At 60.3% G+C, this 16,125-nt stretch carries 16 protein-coding genes; 14 read left to right on the top strand and 2 right to left on the bottom strand.

What is annotated here, in order from left to right; genetic code table 11:
* The first annotated feature begins 173 nt into the window (after positions 1–173).
* From ABIB78_RS26785 to ABIB78_RS26750, 8 genes are all read left to right on the top strand, one after another.
* Positions 174–929, top strand: coding sequence for a hypothetical protein (locus tag ABIB78_RS26785; protein ID WP_429029665.1), 756 nt, complete (start codon positions 174–176; stop codon positions 927–929).
* A 279-nt stretch (positions 930–1,208) separates the two neighbouring features.
* Positions 1,209–2,372, top strand: a complete 1,164-nt coding sequence (locus ABIB78_RS26780; RefSeq protein ID WP_429029662.1) for an ABC transporter ATP-binding protein — start codon at positions 1,209–1,211, stop codon at positions 2,370–2,372.
* Between the two features lie 35 nt (positions 2,373–2,407).
* Positions 2,408–3,589, top strand: coding sequence for an ABC transporter ATP-binding protein (locus ABIB78_RS26775; RefSeq protein ID WP_429029660.1), 1,182 nt, complete (start codon positions 2,408–2,410; stop codon positions 3,587–3,589).
* Entirely contained in the window at positions 3,586–4,377 is a 792-nt protein-coding gene (locus ABIB78_RS26770) for an ABC transporter permease (RefSeq protein WP_429029657.1), read from the top strand. The genes ABIB78_RS26775 and ABIB78_RS26770 overlap by 4 nt, the downstream gene beginning before the upstream one ends.
* A gap of 3 nt (positions 4,378–4,380) precedes the next feature.
* On the top strand, positions 4,381–5,100 hold the full coding sequence (locus ABIB78_RS26765; protein ID WP_429029655.1) for a WbqC family protein: 720 nt from the start codon (positions 4,381–4,383) through the stop codon (positions 5,098–5,100).
* A complete protein-coding gene (locus tag ABIB78_RS26760; protein WP_429029653.1) occupies positions 5,093–5,611 on the top strand; it encodes a GNAT family N-acetyltransferase in 519 nt (172 codons plus the stop codon). Before ABIB78_RS26765 ends, ABIB78_RS26760 begins: the two co-directional genes overlap by 8 nt.
* A gap of 8 nt (positions 5,612–5,619) precedes the next feature.
* On the top strand, positions 5,620–6,363 hold the full coding sequence (locus ABIB78_RS26755; protein ID WP_429029650.1) for a hypothetical protein: 744 nt from the start codon (positions 5,620–5,622) through the stop codon (positions 6,361–6,363).
* Positions 6,364–6,570: 207 nt separating this feature from the next.
* The gene (locus tag ABIB78_RS26750) at positions 6,571–7,875 is read left to right on the top strand and encodes a nucleotide sugar dehydrogenase (protein WP_429029649.1); all 1,305 of its coding nucleotides are present in this window, start codon (positions 6,571–6,573) and stop codon (positions 7,873–7,875) included.
* An 83-nt stretch (positions 7,876–7,958) separates the two neighbouring features.
* On the opposite strand, the gene ABIB78_RS26745 is transcribed toward ABIB78_RS26750, so the two are convergent.
* Entirely contained in the window at positions 7,959–9,314 is a 1,356-nt protein-coding gene (locus tag ABIB78_RS26745) for a hypothetical protein (protein ID WP_429029647.1), read from the bottom strand.
* 274 nt (positions 9,315–9,588) lie between these two features.
* Between ABIB78_RS26745 and rfbA the strand changes: the two genes are divergently transcribed.
* The 6 genes from rfbA (at position 9,589) to ABIB78_RS26715 (ending at position 15,513) form a co-directional block, all read left to right on the top strand.
* A complete protein-coding gene (gene rfbA / locus ABIB78_RS26740; protein ID WP_429029645.1) occupies positions 9,589–10,479 on the top strand; it encodes a glucose-1-phosphate thymidylyltransferase RfbA in 891 nt (296 codons plus the stop codon).
* Positions 10,480–10,490: 11 nt separating this feature from the next.
* Positions 10,491–11,549, top strand: a complete 1,059-nt coding sequence (rfbB, locus tag ABIB78_RS26735; RefSeq protein ID WP_429029643.1) for a dTDP-glucose 4,6-dehydratase — start codon at positions 10,491–10,493, stop codon at positions 11,547–11,549.
* Between the two features lie 275 nt (positions 11,550–11,824).
* Positions 11,825–12,655: a methyltransferase domain-containing protein gene (locus tag ABIB78_RS26730; protein ID WP_429029640.1), complete on the top strand. Its 831-nt coding sequence runs from the start codon at positions 11,825–11,827 to the stop codon at positions 12,653–12,655.
* A gap of 224 nt (positions 12,656–12,879) precedes the next feature.
* Positions 12,880–13,941: a Gfo/Idh/MocA family protein gene (locus tag ABIB78_RS26725; protein ID WP_429029637.1), complete on the top strand. Its 1,062-nt coding sequence runs from the start codon at positions 12,880–12,882 to the stop codon at positions 13,939–13,941.
* On the top strand, positions 13,938–14,405 hold the full coding sequence (locus tag ABIB78_RS26720) for an acyltransferase (protein WP_429029634.1): 468 nt from the start codon (positions 13,938–13,940) through the stop codon (positions 14,403–14,405). The genes ABIB78_RS26725 and ABIB78_RS26720 overlap by 4 nt, the downstream gene beginning before the upstream one ends.
* A gap of 10 nt (positions 14,406–14,415) precedes the next feature.
* A complete protein-coding gene (locus ABIB78_RS26715; RefSeq protein ID WP_429029632.1) occupies positions 14,416–15,513 on the top strand; it encodes a DegT/DnrJ/EryC1/StrS family aminotransferase in 1,098 nt (365 codons plus the stop codon).
* Between the two features lie 32 nt (positions 15,514–15,545).
* On the opposite strand, the gene ABIB78_RS26710 is transcribed toward ABIB78_RS26715, so the two are convergent.
* The gene (locus ABIB78_RS26710; protein WP_429029630.1) at positions 15,546–16,076 is read right to left on the bottom strand and encodes an HAD family hydrolase; all 531 of its coding nucleotides are present in this window, start codon (positions 16,074–16,076) and stop codon (positions 15,546–15,548) included.
* Between the last annotated feature and the right edge of the window lie 49 nt (positions 16,077–16,125).

Below are 16,125 nucleotides of genomic sequence, written 5' to 3'. Positions count from 1 at the left end.
CGATGGCGCGCCGGATCGAACGATCGATGGCGTCGCTGAATGTTTTCAGTTGGGGATGTGTTACTGATGAATTTGGAACTGGACAGTACTGTCGGAACGACAGGCCTGAAGGAGCTTGTCTTGAGCTCCTTCTGCAATCGGTTCATCTAAAGAGTGGATTGGACTGACCGCGGATGTCGCCAGATCGTCAGCACCCATTGGAATTCGATGACTTCACGGAGGCAAGTTATCGACAATTGCTTCGGCTTGCCAAATCGTCCTATCAGGCCGTCGATTTCCCCTCGGCTGGTGCCAGGGGCACGATTCTTTGGCGCCACGACTGTGACGTATCGATGCATCGCGCTGCGAAGGTTGCCGAGATCGAGGCTGAGGAAGGCGTGAAGGCAACCTATTTCCTGCTTCCGAGGTGCCTCTACTACAATCTAATGTCGGCCGACGTAGCTGAATGCGTACGCCGCATAAAGTCGCTGGGGCACGACATCGCGTTGCATTTTGACCCGACATATTATGGCGAGATGCTGCGTGGGCAGGCGTTGCTGAACGCAATAGCCCGTGAACGCGATTTGATCGCAGACGAATTTGGGTCACCGCCCGTGGCGATCAGCTTCCATCTGTTCGGCATTCTTGATCAAACCGAACTCGAGGATGATATCGTCGTTGGCATGGTCAACGCATACGGCCGCTCGCTTAAGGCGAGTTATGGCTATGTATCTGATAGTAACGGCGTCTGGCGCTACCGGCGTCTCAAGACGGTGCTTGAGGAGGCTACGGAGGAGCGGCTGCAGGTGCTTACGCATCCGGAGTGGTGGACCCCCGAGGTGATGCCGCCGCGGGCTCGGTTGCAAAGAGCGATTGACGGTTACGCGAGCGCGATGGGTCGTTGGTATGACGACATAACAGCGAAGCACGATCGTCCGAACATCCGGTGAACGATCCGACGCCCAGAGAGGTGTGATGCGTCGAGTTGCTCCGCGGCCCGGATTCGGCGGGCACAATTTTGCCTGCCTGAATGTGCTGTATGAAATGATGCGTACTTTGACCTTGAAAATGTTTGAACGACCGATTGTTAGTTCTTCATCTGATTGTCTGGTAGTCCTGCGTTCGTCAGTCCGATTGGTCACGGGGCGCGCCTGGTTCGCAGTCCAGAGGCGGACGCCAATTGCGCCAGAACGGCGTTACATTTGTCGGCGTGGGCAGCAGGCGAAGGCATGATGTCGCGGGCTGTTGCCATCACCTGCCAAGGTGTCTCCAAGAGCTTTGCGCTTGTCGACGGCGGAAGCGCCTGGCGTCTCGCGTTCGGGCTGGGACGCGACGTTCCTCATTTTACCGCGCTCGACGGGGTCAGCTTCGAAGTGCCCAAGGGAGAGTTCCTCGGCGTGCTCGGCCGCAACGGGGCCGGCAAATCCACGCTGCTTCGGGTCATCGGCGGCGTCTACGCGCCGGATACCGGCCGGGTTGCGGTGCACGGGGCGATGTCGGGCCTCTATGAACTCGGTCTCGTCGGCAATCCGGAGCTCACGGGACGACAATATGCCGATCGGCTGCTGACCGTGCATGGATTTTCGCCCAGCGAGCGCGCGGCGATGATCGCGGATATCCACGACTTCTCCGAACTCGGAGATCGATTCGAGGATCCGGTGCTCACATACTCGGCCGGGATGAGCGCGCGACTCTATTTCTCGACAGCGACGGCCGGGCAATACGAGGTCTATCTGCTCGATGAGGTGCTTGCGGTCGGTGACCAGCATTTTCAGTCGAAGTGCTGGCGGCGGTTGCGCGAGCGGGTATCAGGCGGCGCGTCCGGAGTCCTGGTGACGCACGACTGGTCCGCGATCGTACGCCTGTGCGAGACGGCGCACGTCCTGGATCGTGGCAAGGTGGCCTTTTCGGGGCCAGCCGAGCGTGCAGTGAGGCGCTACCTCTACGGCGAGCAGGCAAAGTCGACTTACCGCGATGGAATAGCGCGATTCGCAGGTGCGCCCGTGTATCCGCGCACGATCATGACGGGAGCGGATTTCAGGCTTGACGCCGAGGTCGATATCCTCACCCGTGCGGAGGTCAGCGTGGTGATTGCAGTCGAGCGTCTCCAGCCGGCCTACGGCTGGGAGACGTCGCTGATGTCGCGCCGGCACACGCCTGTTGGGGAGGAACCGGGACGGTATGCAATCGGGGTTGATATCCCGACACTGCCACTTGCACCTGGCAGCTACCAGATCAGCCTGCACCTCGTGATGCCGGACCCGCACAATTCAGTGGTCAAAATTGTTCTCGATGGATTCAGCTGGCTCGACGGCAGCGGGCTCGCGCTCGGCGTCGAAGGGGTGGACGGGCGCGGATTCAGCCTGCCGGCGGCGTGGAAGGTGGTTGGTTGATGCGCGCTGCAATTCGGGTGAGGGATGTCAGTAAGGTGTTTGCGCTTGCCGATCAGGGCGGCGGGCCCGTGTCGCTGATGGATGCGCTGCGAAGCGGCAAGCGCGAAGTCACCAAGCGTCACGTGCAGGCGCTCGATTCGATCAGCTTTGAAGTGGCGGAGGGCGAGCGCGTCGGCATCATAGGCCGCAACGGAGCCGGCAAGACGACGCTGCTTTCGATCATCGCGGGACTTACCGAGCCGACCTCGGGCTCTGTGGAGGTCGATGGCGACCTGCACGCGATGCTCACGGTGGGCGCGGTGCTGCGTGAGGACATGACCGGCCGAGACAACATTTTCCTCGACGCTGCCGTGCACGGCCGCAGCCGGCAGCAGGCCGATGACGTCGTCGATGCAATCATCGAGTTCGCCGAACTCGGCGAGTTTATCGATCGTCCGGTGCGAACCTACTCCTCGGGGATGAAGGCCCGTCTCGCGTTCTCGATGGGTGCGTTCATCGATCCCGACATTCTCGTCATTGACGAAACGCTGTCGGTCGGCGATGCCTTCTTTGCGGCCAAGGCGACGCGGCGCATGCAAGAAGTTGCGGCCAGTGGTCGTATCGTGATCGTCGTGAGTCACGGCTTAGGCTCGATCGTGGAAATGTGCTCGCGATGCCTCTGGCTGGACGGCGGCCGGCTCGTCATGGACGGTCCGCCGCAGGTCGTCACCAAAGGCTACGAGGCAGCCGTACGGGAGGCGGACGAGGCAGAGTTGATGCGCAAGTTTGAAGGGAGCGTGGTGAACAGGGCCGCACCCCTTCAGCTTGATGCAGTCGAAATAATTCAGCGGGGCGAGGCGCGCAAGGCGACGGCGCTCGCCATGGTGCCGTTGGCGATCGTCGCGCGCGGGCGTCTCGACTCGACCTCGCCGGTGCATGATCTCGAGGTTGTTCTCACACGGGTCGACGGACGTTTGGTCTGGCGGCGGCGTCTTTCGGAGGTGGGGATGGCGCTGCCGGCGTCCGGTCCGTTCACGATCGCCATCGACATGGATCCGTTCGTGCTGGGAGCCAATCTCTATCGCTTCGATGTTGCGCTCGTCGGTCAGGGATGCGACGAGGAGTTGATCTCCTGCGTGCTGGAGGTCGTCGACGAGGAAGGGCAAATAGGCGGGCAGCCGCTGATCTTCTACCCTCCGCAGATCACCGCGCGGCGCCTTGAGGACGTCAAGACATGATGCTGGCAGGTTTTGACCGGCGAGACCTCGGCATGCTGAGCAATCTCTTCCGCATGACGTTGGGCGACCGCTATCTGGGGTCGGCGCTGGGATTGGTATGGGCGGTGCTGTCGCCGCTGATGCTGATGTGCATTTTCACGTTCGTGTTCACCGTCGTTTTTCCGGGGCGGTTGCCGGGACGTTCCGGGTCGTTGCCATTCGTGATCTGGCTGCTGAGCGGCTACGGGCCGTGGCTTGCGATCAGCGAAGGCTTGTCGGCGGCAACGACGTCCGTGGTCGGAAACGCCGGTGTCGTGAAGAACATCGCCTTCAAGTCGGAGCTGTTGCCGATGGTGGGTGCGCTGATGGGGTTGGTGCCGCTCGTCGTCGCGTTCGCTATCGTACTCATACTGCAGCTGGTTTCAGGCGAGATGCCGGGCCCAGGTTATCTGGCGCTGCCGCTGATCGTAGCCCTGCATATCCTGTTCGTGTCGGGACTGGGATTGTTCCTTGGGGCGCTCAACGTCTTTGTACGGGATACCGCACTGGCGCTGCCGAATGTACTCACCGTGCTGCTGTTCGCTTCTCCGATTTTTTACCCGCTTTCGTCCTACCCGGATTTCATTCGGCCTATTGTGCAGCTCAACCCCTTCTATGTGATCGCGGAGTGCTACCGCACTGCAACTGTAGCAGGGTCGATGCCGAGCTTCTGGATGATCTGTTATCTGGCGGCGATTGACGCAGCTGTATTCTGGGCCGGGCTGTGGTGGTTCCGCCGGCTCAAGTCTTTTTTTGATACGCGGCTGTAGCGGGTGGGCACCACGATGGGATGCCTCGTTGCGATCCATCAACCCAACTTCTTTCCGTGGCTCGGGTACTTTGACAAGATCCGACGTGCCGATGTGTTCGTGCTGCTCGATGCTGTCGATTATCCGCGCTCCGGGTCGGGGGGCATGGGATCGTGGTCGAACAGGGTGCGAATTGCCATCCAGGGCGAGGCACGCTGGGCCACGTGCCCTGTCCGTCGCCTGCCCTTGGGGGCGCCGCTCAATGCTGCGGAGATCGATGACGGCCGGCCGTGGCGCCGCAAGATGATTGCGACGCTGCAGGCAAGCTACGGCAAGGCGCCGCAATTTCGCGAGGCGATGGCACTCTTGCAGCCCCTGTTCGAGCAGCATGAAACCAACCTTGCAGCGTTCAATATCGCGGCCATCAAAGCGATCGCGGAGCATCTGGGCGTTGCGACGCGATTTATGCGGCAGTCCGAACTGCCGCATGCGGGCAAAGCAACCGAGCTCCTCATCTCACTCGTCAAGGCGGTCGGCGGGGATGCCTATCTCGCTGGCGGCGGTGCTGGAGGATATCAGCAGGACGAGCTGTTCGAAGAACACGGCATTCGTCTGGTAAGCCAGAGCTTCGTGCCCCGGCCGTATGGCTCGCATGAGGCGTTCATTCCGGGCCTCTCCGTGATCGACTATCTGATGTGGGACGGGCGGCCGGCGACGAGATTACCTGGAGGCAGCCATGATTAAAGGGCAGGTCATTGCGCTTACCGAAATCCGAAACGAAGACTCTCTTCAGTTGTTTCACTGGATCAACGATCCCGATGCGGTCCGCTTCAACGCTCCGTTCTCACCGGTTCACGAAGCCGCTCATGAGAGTTGGCTCACATCGGTCATCACTTCAACAGCCAAGATCGTCTTCGCTATCCGCACACTTCCTGACCTTCGCTTGATCGGCGTAGTGCAGCTGATCGACCTTCACCCGGTCCATCGCACCGCAGAGCTGACCATCCGGATCGGGCAGGACGTTGATCGCGGCCGTGGCGCGGGAGCGGAGGCGGTGGCGCTTGCGATCGATTTCGCCTTCAAAGACCGAAATCTTCAGCGCGTGTGGCTCAGGGTATTCGCAGACAATGAAAGGGCCATCAAGGCGTATCAGAAAGCTGGGCTCACGATCGAGGGGACCATGCGCCGCGCCTGTTTTATCGACGGCAGGTGGACGGACCAGTTGGTGATGGCCAAACTTCGCGATCACGCTTGAGCTTCACGATGATCAACCAGGCTTTCTCCGAATTCACAGAAACGGGCTTTCGACGACTGCTTCTTCTGCTCAAGGCTGGTGGCTACCGCTTCGCGCGATACGGCGAGCCTGCCAGCGGCCGGCACGTCATCTGGCGGCACGACATCGACGTATCGATGCATCGCGCCGCCGCGCTAGCCGAGATCGAGGCCGAGGAGGGGGCGGTCGCGACCTATTTCGTCAATCCCCATTGCTTGTTCTACAATTTGCTCGAGCCCCAAATCATGGCGCTGGTGCGCCGGATCGCCGACTTCGGTCACGAGATCGGACTGCACTTCGATGCCGGTGCTTACACGGTGACGCGGTGGGACGAGGCAGAACTCGTCGCAGCCGTGCAGCGTGAACGGAAACTGCTTGAGTTCGCGCTGGAGACTCCCGTCCGCTGCATGAGCTGGCACAATCCTGACCTGACCAATCTGCTTGAGTTCGAAGGGGAGGAGATCGACGGGTTGATCAATGCGTATGCGGGCCGGTTCAGGCGTGACTACGTTTACTGCTCCGACTCCAACGGTTACTGGCGTTTCAAGCCGATGTCGGAAGTGATCACGCACGGACATGACCAGCTACACCTTCTCACTCATCCCGAATGGTGGACGCCGGAGGCGATGGCGCCGTCGGAGCGTATCAATCGCGCGATCCTCGGACGGGCGCGCAATGTTCGCAGCGATTACGATCTGGTGCTCCAGACGGCCGGACGCCGCAATCTGAAATAGGCCGCTCCCTTCGGCGAAGGCGATCTCAATCTGGTCGGGCGCCGACGGGGCCAGTCGCCAAGGTGGATGAGCCATGCCTACCGACCGCTTTTGGGCTTGTCGGACGGGTACGGGACGTCTATGCACCATCTCGGTCAGAGGCTCCATGCCTTGCGGACTTTATTCAGCACGCTGTTTTGAACACAACCACACCTACGGACGTTAGACATGAATTCCGCACTGATCGACAAGCTGGACTGCAAGACCGCCAGGATTGGTATCGTGGGCTTGGGCTACGTCGGCCTGCCGCTCATGCTTCGCTACAGCGAGGTGGGTTACAAGGTCATTGGCTTTGATATCGACCAAGCCAAGGTCGATGCGCTTCGCGGGGGTCAATCCTATATCGAGCATATCTCGGCCGCCAGCATCAGGAAGGCGACGGAGCTCGGCTTCGAGCCGACCACGGATTTCACGCGTGCGCGAGAAGTCGATGCGCTCATCCTCTGCGTTCCTACCCCACTTAACAAATATCGCGAACCCGATCTCAGCTTCGTGCTGAATACGACGGAATCGCTATTGCCATATCTGCATCAGGGAATGGTGCTGTCGCTCGAAAGTACGACCTACCCCGGCACGACCGAGGAGGAATTGAAGCCGCGCATAGAAAAGTGCGGTTTCACTGTCGGCAACGATATCTTTCTCGTTTTCTCGCCGGAACGCGAAGATCCCGGCAACCAGAAGTTCTCGACGCGGTCGATCCCGAAGGTCTGCGGTGGCTGCACACCCGCATGCCTCGAGGCTGGGATCGCCCTCTATCGTCAGGTGATCGACAGGGTCGTTCCCGTGAGCTCGACACAGGCTGCGGAGCTGACAAAGCTGCTGGAGAACATCCATCGTTCCGTGAATATCGGCCTCGTCAACGAGATGAAGATGGTTGCCGACAAGATGGGGATCGATATTCACGAGGTGATCCGCGCGGCAGCAACCAAGCCGTTCGGCTTTGTGCCGTACTATCCCGGTCCCGGCATCGGCGGGCACTGCATTCCGATCGACCCGTTCTACCTGACCTGGAAGGCGCGGGAATACGGCATGCATACGCGTTTCATCGAGCTCGCCGGAGAGATCAATTCCTCGATGCCGGATTACGTCGTGTCGAAGATCTCGCTGGCCCTCAATCAGAGGCACAAGTCGATCAGCGGCAGCTCGGTCCTGGTCCTCGGCATTGCCTACAAGAAGAATGTCGACGACGTTCGGGAATCGCCTTCGGTGCTGTTGATGGAAAAGCTTCGCGACCTCGGCGCCAAGGTCGCCTACAGCGACCCGCACGTCCCCACCTTCCCGAAGATGCGGGCGCACTCGTTCGACCTGTCTAGTGTCGCGCTCACCGCGGACAATCTGCAGCGCTTCGATTGCGTTCTGCTTGCGACCGACCACGACAAGTTCGACTACCAGATGCTCGGAGCGCATGCTCCGCTGCTCGTCGATTGTCGCGGAAAGTTTTCTCAACCGGCGGACAATATCATTCGCGCTTAGGCGATCTCGTCAGCGCTCCAGTTATCACTCCGCCGGACAGCCTGTCGGAAACGGTTCTGGCGGAGGAGACCGACCGGCGCGTGCTAGCCGGCGCTTGCGGCCCGGAGACTTTCGCTCACAGCGGTCGTCGACGCTCCCGGCTCGTCGAAGGCTGACCGCGGCGCAATGTACCAGAGCAGGAAAAGCAGCGCGGTGCCGTTGGTCAGCAGGGCTGTCGAAAGCGGGACGTTGAGGAGAACCTGGGGGAGAACCCCTGCAGATAGCAGCACGAATCGCGTCGGCAAGCCGGACGACAGGCGATTGCCGAGAGCAATGATCAGGCCGCAGCCCAGCGCGGACACCGGAGCGAGCACGAGGCCGACCGAAGCAACCCCTTCGGTGGCAAACAGCGAGGCATTGAAGGCACCGAGATCGTAGGCCTTGGCCATTACGGCCCATATCGGCTCGTCGTAAGCGCACGCAGCCACGAGTTTCAATGCGTTGATCTGGCAGAAATGGGTCAACGGGTGCGCTGAGAAGTAGTTGTTGTAGACTTCGAGCGCGAGCGACGGAATTGCAACCATCCTGGTGTTCACCGTGCCGAAATAAACCAATCCGGGCCTGAGTGGAAACGCGCCGGCTTTGACCAGGACGAAGAGAATGGTGCCAATCAGGACCGGCAGGAAAAACGACAGGATCGTTGCAATCCTGGCCTCAGCCAGCCTGCAGATGAGCGCGAGAAACAGCAGCCAGACCGGCGCAAACAGTGCCATCTTGGTGAGCATGATCGGATAGAAGAGAAGCATGAGAAGGAGAGCGATCCCTGCCTGCCAGATCCGCTTGCTGGTGACAAAGCAGGCAAACGCGAGCGGCAACAGCGCGTTTGACGCGATCCAGACGGCGTATTGCAGGAAGCCTGGCAGCGCGACCTCGGCGCGATATTTGTACATCTCAGTGAGATCGACCAGCTTGAGGTTGTAGAGCGAGCCGATGCCGATGATTGTGGCCGAGGCAATCAGAATGACCGAAGGCATCATGTGAAAGACGCGAGCCGGCATGACGACAGCCTGCCGCATTGGCGCGGTGATCAGCAGCGTGGGGATGAGGAATGCAAACGCCGAAAGCACGATCGAGATGAGTGCCAGGCGGTGATTGTAATCGAGCAGCGAAAATTCGATCAGCCAGAGATATCCCAGGACCATTATGTAGAAGTAGAAGCCGACGAGATAGCCGAAGCTGAAGCGACAGATTGCGAACAGGAAAACGATCGGACTGAACACCAGCACGTTCATGATGGCTGATGGTAGGTGCGATTTGTCGAAGCCGATAATACCCGGGAAGGTATCCGTGACTATGATGCAGTACAGCGAAGCGCAGCAAACCGCGACGTGGGCATAGGCGAGCAGGGCGAGTTTGGCCTGCGGCCAGCCGAGCTCCAGGTCAGTAATCCGATATTTCATTACCGCCGTATCGGGCTGTACGTTTGGGTTGTTCCATTGGCGGTCATCGCGTCAGGCAGAGTGATTCCATACGATCGCCAAACGATGGCGCCTTCCTGGACTTAGGCTACATGACACGACGCCGATAAGACGACAAGAATGTGCTTGTATTTTATTCCATTGTTCCCGCCTAATGACGCAAATGTCGTGGCTGCTGGGCACCAATATCACATCGCGCGTTTCCGAACCAACGGCTTCTGATAGACTATCTGGATAATTGCACAGGCGGGATTGGATGAAGGGCCTAATTCTTGCTGGTGGTACCGGGTCTCGGCTCTACCCGGTTACGATTGTCGTGTCGAAGCAGCTCTTGCCGATATTCGACAAGCCCATGATCTACTACCCTCTCTCGACCTTGATGCTGAGTGGCATCAGGGAGATTCTGATCATCTCTACGCCACATGATCTGCCGTTGTTTCGCCGGTTGCTGGGTGACGGCTCGGACTTTGGCCTGAACCTTGAATACGCAAGCCAGGACCATCCTCGCGGTCTTGCTGACGCCTTCATTGTCGGACGCGATTTCATTGGCAAGGACAACGTTGCCCTGGTGCTCGGCGACAACCTGTTCTTCGGGCATGGGTTGCCGGAAATGTTGACCCGTGCCAGCGCGAGAGCTTCGGGAGCTACCATTTTTGGCTATGTCACCCAGCGTCCTCAGGACTACGGCGTCGTCCAGCTTGACCGGGATGGAAGGGCGATTTCGATTGAGGAAAAGCCGCGCCTGCCGAAATCCAATCTCGCCGTGACCGGCTTGTATTTCTACGACAATCAGGTCTTGAACATTGCTTCCTCCCTCAAGCCCTCGGCAAGAGGTGAACTTGAGATCACCGACGTCAATCGCGCGTACATGGAGCGCGGCGATCTGCAGGTCGAGATTCTGGGGCGCGGCTTCGCATGGCTGGACACAGGGACCCACGCCTCCCTGGTCGAGGCCAGTCATTTCGTACAAGTTCTCGAGCAGCGCCAAGGTTTGCGGATCGCGTGTCCGGAAGAGATCGCACTAAGGCTCGGTTACGTCTCCCTTGAAGCCTTTCACAGCGTTGCGCAGCGGAATGGGAAGAGCAGCTATGGCGAGTACCTGCTGTCGATCTATGATAGTATTGCCAATTCCCGGCAGTCGAACTGAGGTCGGTACCGATGCTGCCTAGCAAGGCAACGATTTTTGTTACCGGAGGAGCCGGCTTCATCGGCTCTGCGGTTATTCGACGTTTGCTGAATTGTACCGACGCATCGATTGTCAATATTGACAAAATTACCTATGCGTCCAGCCTTCACTCAATTCCGTCGGCCGCTAGCGGCGAACGATACGCTCTATCGAGAACGGACATCTGCAATAGTGCCGGTTTGCGCAGTCTCTTCGATCGCTACCGGCCTCAGGCCGTGATGCACCTTGCTGCGGAAAGCCATGTCGATCGCTCGATCGACGCTCCGAGCGATTTCATCCAGACCAACGTCGTGGGCACCTTCACCCTGCTTCAGGAATCGCTGCGTTATTGGCGGGCGTTGGAGCCCGCCGAGCGCGGCGAGTTCCGCCTCGTTCATGTCTCGACGGACGAAGTCTTTGGCACGCTGGGTGCCGACGGCCATTTCGTGGAAACAAGCGCGTATGCGCCAAACTCGCCTTATTCTGCTAGCAAGGCAGCGTCCGATCATCTCGTCCGTGCCTGGCACGAGACCTACGAACTGCCGACCCTAGTAACAAATTGCTCCAACAATTACGGGCCCTATCAATTTCCCGAAAAGCTGATCCCTCACATGATCATCAGGGGAATAGCCGATGAGCCGCTGCCCGTTTACGGTGACGGCCAACACATCCGCGACTGGCTGTACGTTGAGGACAATGCGGACGTACTCGTCCGCATTCTTCAGCACGGAAGAGTGGGGGAGACGTACAATGTCGGCGGCAGGTGCGAACGGACCAATCTCGAGGTCGTGGAACTGCTTTGCGCGCTGCTTGATGGGGTTAGGGGATCCGAGGCGGGCACACATAAGCGCCTCATCTCGTTCGTCAGGGATCGTCCCGGTCACGATCGCCGCTACGCCATCGACCCATCCAAAATCGAAACAGAACTCGGCTGGAGACCACAGCAAAGCTTCGAGGCCGCCATCAGGAATACCGTATTATGGTACCTCCACAATAGGCCTTGGTGGGAAGAGATTCTTCGCCGAGGATATAAGGCCCAGCGGCTGGGATAGCGAGGCTCCTTTCCGGGCCGCGGAGCTTTGGCTGATGCTTGCGCTCGCCAAGTCTTTCGTATGCCTCCGGTGAGAGGGGCCACGAGGTCATTGCTCCAAATTGTTCCGGCTGAATCGCGGCTGCTCGCTAGGTCGACGGGATTGGCCACTCGCGGCCTTTCGATAGCGATAATGAGCCGAAAATGGGACTAACTCAGATATTGGCAGAACCAGCAATAACGGATATTCGGCGTCATGCGTCGAAACATACTGTTGGCTGAAGCAGGCGGTCCGCTATGAACGAAACTCAATGGGCGATCGACGCCGCCAACTCGGCGTTCTGGGACGAACTGTGTGGCTCGGCAGCGGCCCGGGCATGGGGTATCACCGATTCCTCGATGGAGTCGCTGCGGCGCTACGACGAGAACTATTTCCACTTCTATCCATATCTCGAGAAGTACATCGACTGGAAGGCAATGCGCGGCAAGCGCGTGCTCGAGATCGGGCTCGGCTACGGCAGCGTCTCGCAGAAGATCGCGGAGAGCGGCGCCGACTTCACCGGTCTCGATATCGCCGCCAACCCGGTCACGATGGTCAATCACCGGATCAAGCAGAGCGGGCAGAACGGCAGGGCCGTTCAAGGTAGCATTCTCAGCAATTCGTTTCCCGACAATTCGTTCGATGCGGTTGTCGCGATCGGCTGCCTGCATCATACCGGCAACCTCGCCGCTGCAATCGCGGCCTGCCGCCGGCTTCTGGTGCCAGGCGGACGCCTCGTCGGCATGGTCTACTATGCCTACTCCTACCGGCAGTTCGTGCTCGAGCCGAAACGCGCGCTTCGCTATATGCTGCGTGAACTCGGAGGCTATCGGGGGACCTTCCGCGACGGTGAAACCGGCGCCTATGATCAAACCCAGGACGGTTCGCTGGCGCCGGCGACCGAATTCATCTCGGCCAAATCTTTGCAGACGCTCTGTTCGGGGTATTCGAATTTTCGCGCGGTCACTCAGAACGCCGATCAGGAACGGCCATTTAAGCTCTGGACGCGTCCCCAACTCCTTGCCTCGCCGATCCCGCGATATTGCGGACTGGACATTTATTGGAGCTGCAACAAGTCGGGCGCGTGAGGTCGATGTTTGCTGCTTTTGGCCCGCATATTTCGGGGCCTATCGGCTATGGCAAGCTCGAAGCATCACGCCGCGGGCCGTGCCGCTGGATCGGCGCATGCGCCTTGCCTAATCCCAAGTTTTCTGGGTAATGGACATTACCGTGCGGCTTGCAAGGCCGCTTGTTCCCTCGGCTGTTCGGCTGGCTGCAACGGTCGGCCGCGAGACAAGACAAGGCCTGTTGCATGATCAGATTTGGCCTGCTCGGGTGCGGGCGCATCGCCAAGCGTCATTCCGATCTCCTGGGTGGCAATCACATCACGGGAGCGAGCCTGGTTGCGGTGTGCGATCCGATCCGCGCGCGCGCTGATGCCGTTGCCGGGAAGTTCGCCGTTGCGGCCCATTATGACGTGGACGAATTCCTGGCACGCAAGGATATCGACGCGGTTGCCGTGCTGACGCCGAGCGGACTGCATCCCGCGCATGTGATCGCTTGTGCCAAGGCAGGCAAGCACGTCGTGGTCGAGAAGCCGATGGCGCTGCGTCTGCAGGACGCGGACGACATGATCCGCGCCTGCGATCAGGCCGGCGTCAAGATGTTCATCGTCAAGCAGAACCGCTTCAACGTGCCGGTGGTCAAGGCGCGCGAGGCGCTCGATGCTGGCCGCTTCGGCAAGCTCATCCTGGGGACGGTCCGGGTGCGCTGGTGCCGCGACCAGGCCTATTACGACCAGGACGATTGGCGCGGCACCTGGGCCTATGACGGCGGTGTGCTGACCAATCAGGCGAGCCACCACGTCGACATGCTGGAGTGGTTCTTCGGCGACGTCGTGAGCGTGCATGCGCGCGCGACGACGGCGTTGGCCAGGATCGAAACCGAGGACACGGCCGTCGCAACGCTGAAGTTCCGCAACGGCGCGCTCGGCATCATCGAGGCAACCACCGCGGCGCGTCCGACCGATCTCGAGGGCTCGCTGTCGATCCTCGGCGAAAGGGGCACGGTCGAGATTTCCGGTTTCGCGGTCAACCAGATCCGGCACTGGCGCTTTGTCGACGAGCTGCCGTCGGACAAGGACGTCGTGGAGAAGTTCTCGGTCAACCCGCCCAATGTCTACGGCTTCGGCCATCAGGCCTACTATCATCATGTGGTCGATTGCCTGGAGAACCAGCGCGCGGCGCTGGTCGACGGGCTCGAGGGCCGCAAGAGCCTGGAGCTGATCTCGGCTCTCTATGAATCGATCGAGACCGGTGAGGAGGTCGCGCTGCGCTTCACGCCGCGATTGAGCCGGCTGGGTGTCGTTTCGTGAATCGGCCGGAAGTGCATCAGGCCAGCGTGCGCGATGTCGCGTTCGGCGAACGCGTCAAGATCGTCGAGCCCTGCAATCTCTATGGCTGCAAGCTCGGCGACGATTGCTTCGTCGGGCCCTTCACCGAAATTCAGAACGGCGTGGTCGTCGGGGCGCGCACCCGCGTGCAATCGCATGCCTTCGTTTGCGAGCTCGTCACCATCGGCGAGGACTGCTTCGTCGGGCACGGCGTGATGTTCGTCAACGACACGTTCTCCACCGGCGGCCCGGCGCGTGGACGCAAGGAGCTGTGGCGCGAGACGGTGATCGGCAACCGCGTGTCGATCGGCTCCAACGCCACGATCATGCCGGTCAGGATCACCGACGACGTCGTCGTCGGCGCAGGATCGGTGGTGACCAAGGACATCACGATATCAGGCACTTACGCTGGCAATCCGGCGCGCCGGCTGCTGGCGAGCCAATAGGGGACGATCGATGCCCGTGCCGTATGCCGATCTGCAACTGCAATATCAGTCGATCAAGGATGAGATCGATGCGGCGATCGCCGGCGTGATCCGCGACAACGCCTTTATCCGCGGCAGCTATGTCGACGCCTTCGAGCGCGAATTCGCTGCGGCTGCGGCGGTCGCTCACTGCGTATCCTGCGCGAACGGCACCGACGCGCTTTACCTCGCCATGCGGGCACTGAAGGTGCGGCCGGGTGACGAGGTGATCACGACGGCGCATTCCTGGATCTCGACTGCGGCGATGATCACCCATTCCGGCGCCACCGTCGTATTCTGCGATACCGATGACGCGACGTTCACGATCGATCCGGCTGCGATCGAGGCGGCGATCACGCCACGCACGGTCGGCATCATCCCGGTGCATCTGTACGGCCAGCCCGCGGACATGGACGCGATCATGGCGATCGCGCGGAAGCACAAGCTCTGGGTGATCGAGGACTGCGCCCAGGCCCATCTCGCGCGCTACAAGGGCCGCATGGTCGGCACCTTCGGCGAGGCCGCGACCTATTCGTTCTATCCCGGCAAGAATCTCGGCGCGATGGGCGACGCCGGCGCGGTCGTCACCAACGACACGGCGCTTGCCGAGCAGATGGCGATGCTGGCGCGCCATGGCGGGCTGGTGAAGCATCAGCACCATATCGAAGGCATCAACAGCCGGCTCGACGGCATGCAGGCCGCTATCCTCTCGGCCAAGCTGCCGCATCTCGCCGCCTGGACCGAGGCCCGGCAGGCCGCTGCTGAAGTCTATGATGCCGGCCTCAACCAGATCGAAGATGTCGTGGTGCCCGAGGTCGCGCCGGCGCGCAGCCACGTCTACCACCTCTACACGATCAGGCATCCGCGCCGCGACGCGCTCGCCGCCCATCTCAGTGCCAGCGGCGTGCAGACCGCGATCAATTACCCCACAGCGCTGCCGTTCCTGCCAGCCTATGGGCGGTTCGACCACAGGCCGGAGCAATTCCCCAACGCCCATCGCGATCAGGGCCGGATTCTCTCGCTGCCGATGTTCGCCGAGATCACGCGCCAGCAGCAGGATGAGGTGATCGAGCTGGTTCGGACGTTCTGATTGCGATCGTGGCCTCGCGCCTGCGGCGGTCTTCAGCTTCTCTTCAGCAGAGGCTTCATGAATAGCTCCAGATTGGGGCCTGCGAACAGGTAACCCTTCAGGCCTGCCGCGCGCGCGGCCGCGAGATCGGTCGGCTGGTCGCCAACCAGAAAGCTGCGTTCAACGTCGACCGGAAAACGCTCCAGAAGATCATTGATCATGCCCGGCGATGGCTTGCGTCGGTGGCTGACCTGCCGATATCGCTCCACGATCCCCTCTGGATGGAACGGGCAATACTCGAAGGCGTCGATATGCGCGCCGATCTTGCCGAGCTCACCGGCCATCCAGTCGTGGAGTTGCTGGACATGCGCCTCCTCGTAGAGGCCTCTTGCAACGCCTGACTGATTGGTCACGACAAAAGCAAAATAGCCCAGGTCGTTGACGGCCTTCACCGCCTCGCGCGCGCCATCGATCCAGATCAGCCTGTGGCTTTCGAACAGGTAACCGATGTCCTTGTTCAGGACGCCGTCCCGATCGAAGAAAACCGCCGGCCTTCGCGGCTGATCTCCGGAAGCACTGCTCATGAGGTGATGATCCGTTTGTCTCCACGAGGCATGAGCTAGCTCAATAGTT

It is taken from the genome of Bradyrhizobium sp. I1.14.4, from assembly GCF_050435825.1.
Classification (GTDB): Bacteria; Pseudomonadota; Alphaproteobacteria; order Rhizobiales; family Xanthobacteraceae; genus Bradyrhizobium.
This window is presented reverse-complemented; position numbering and strand designations above follow the sequence as displayed.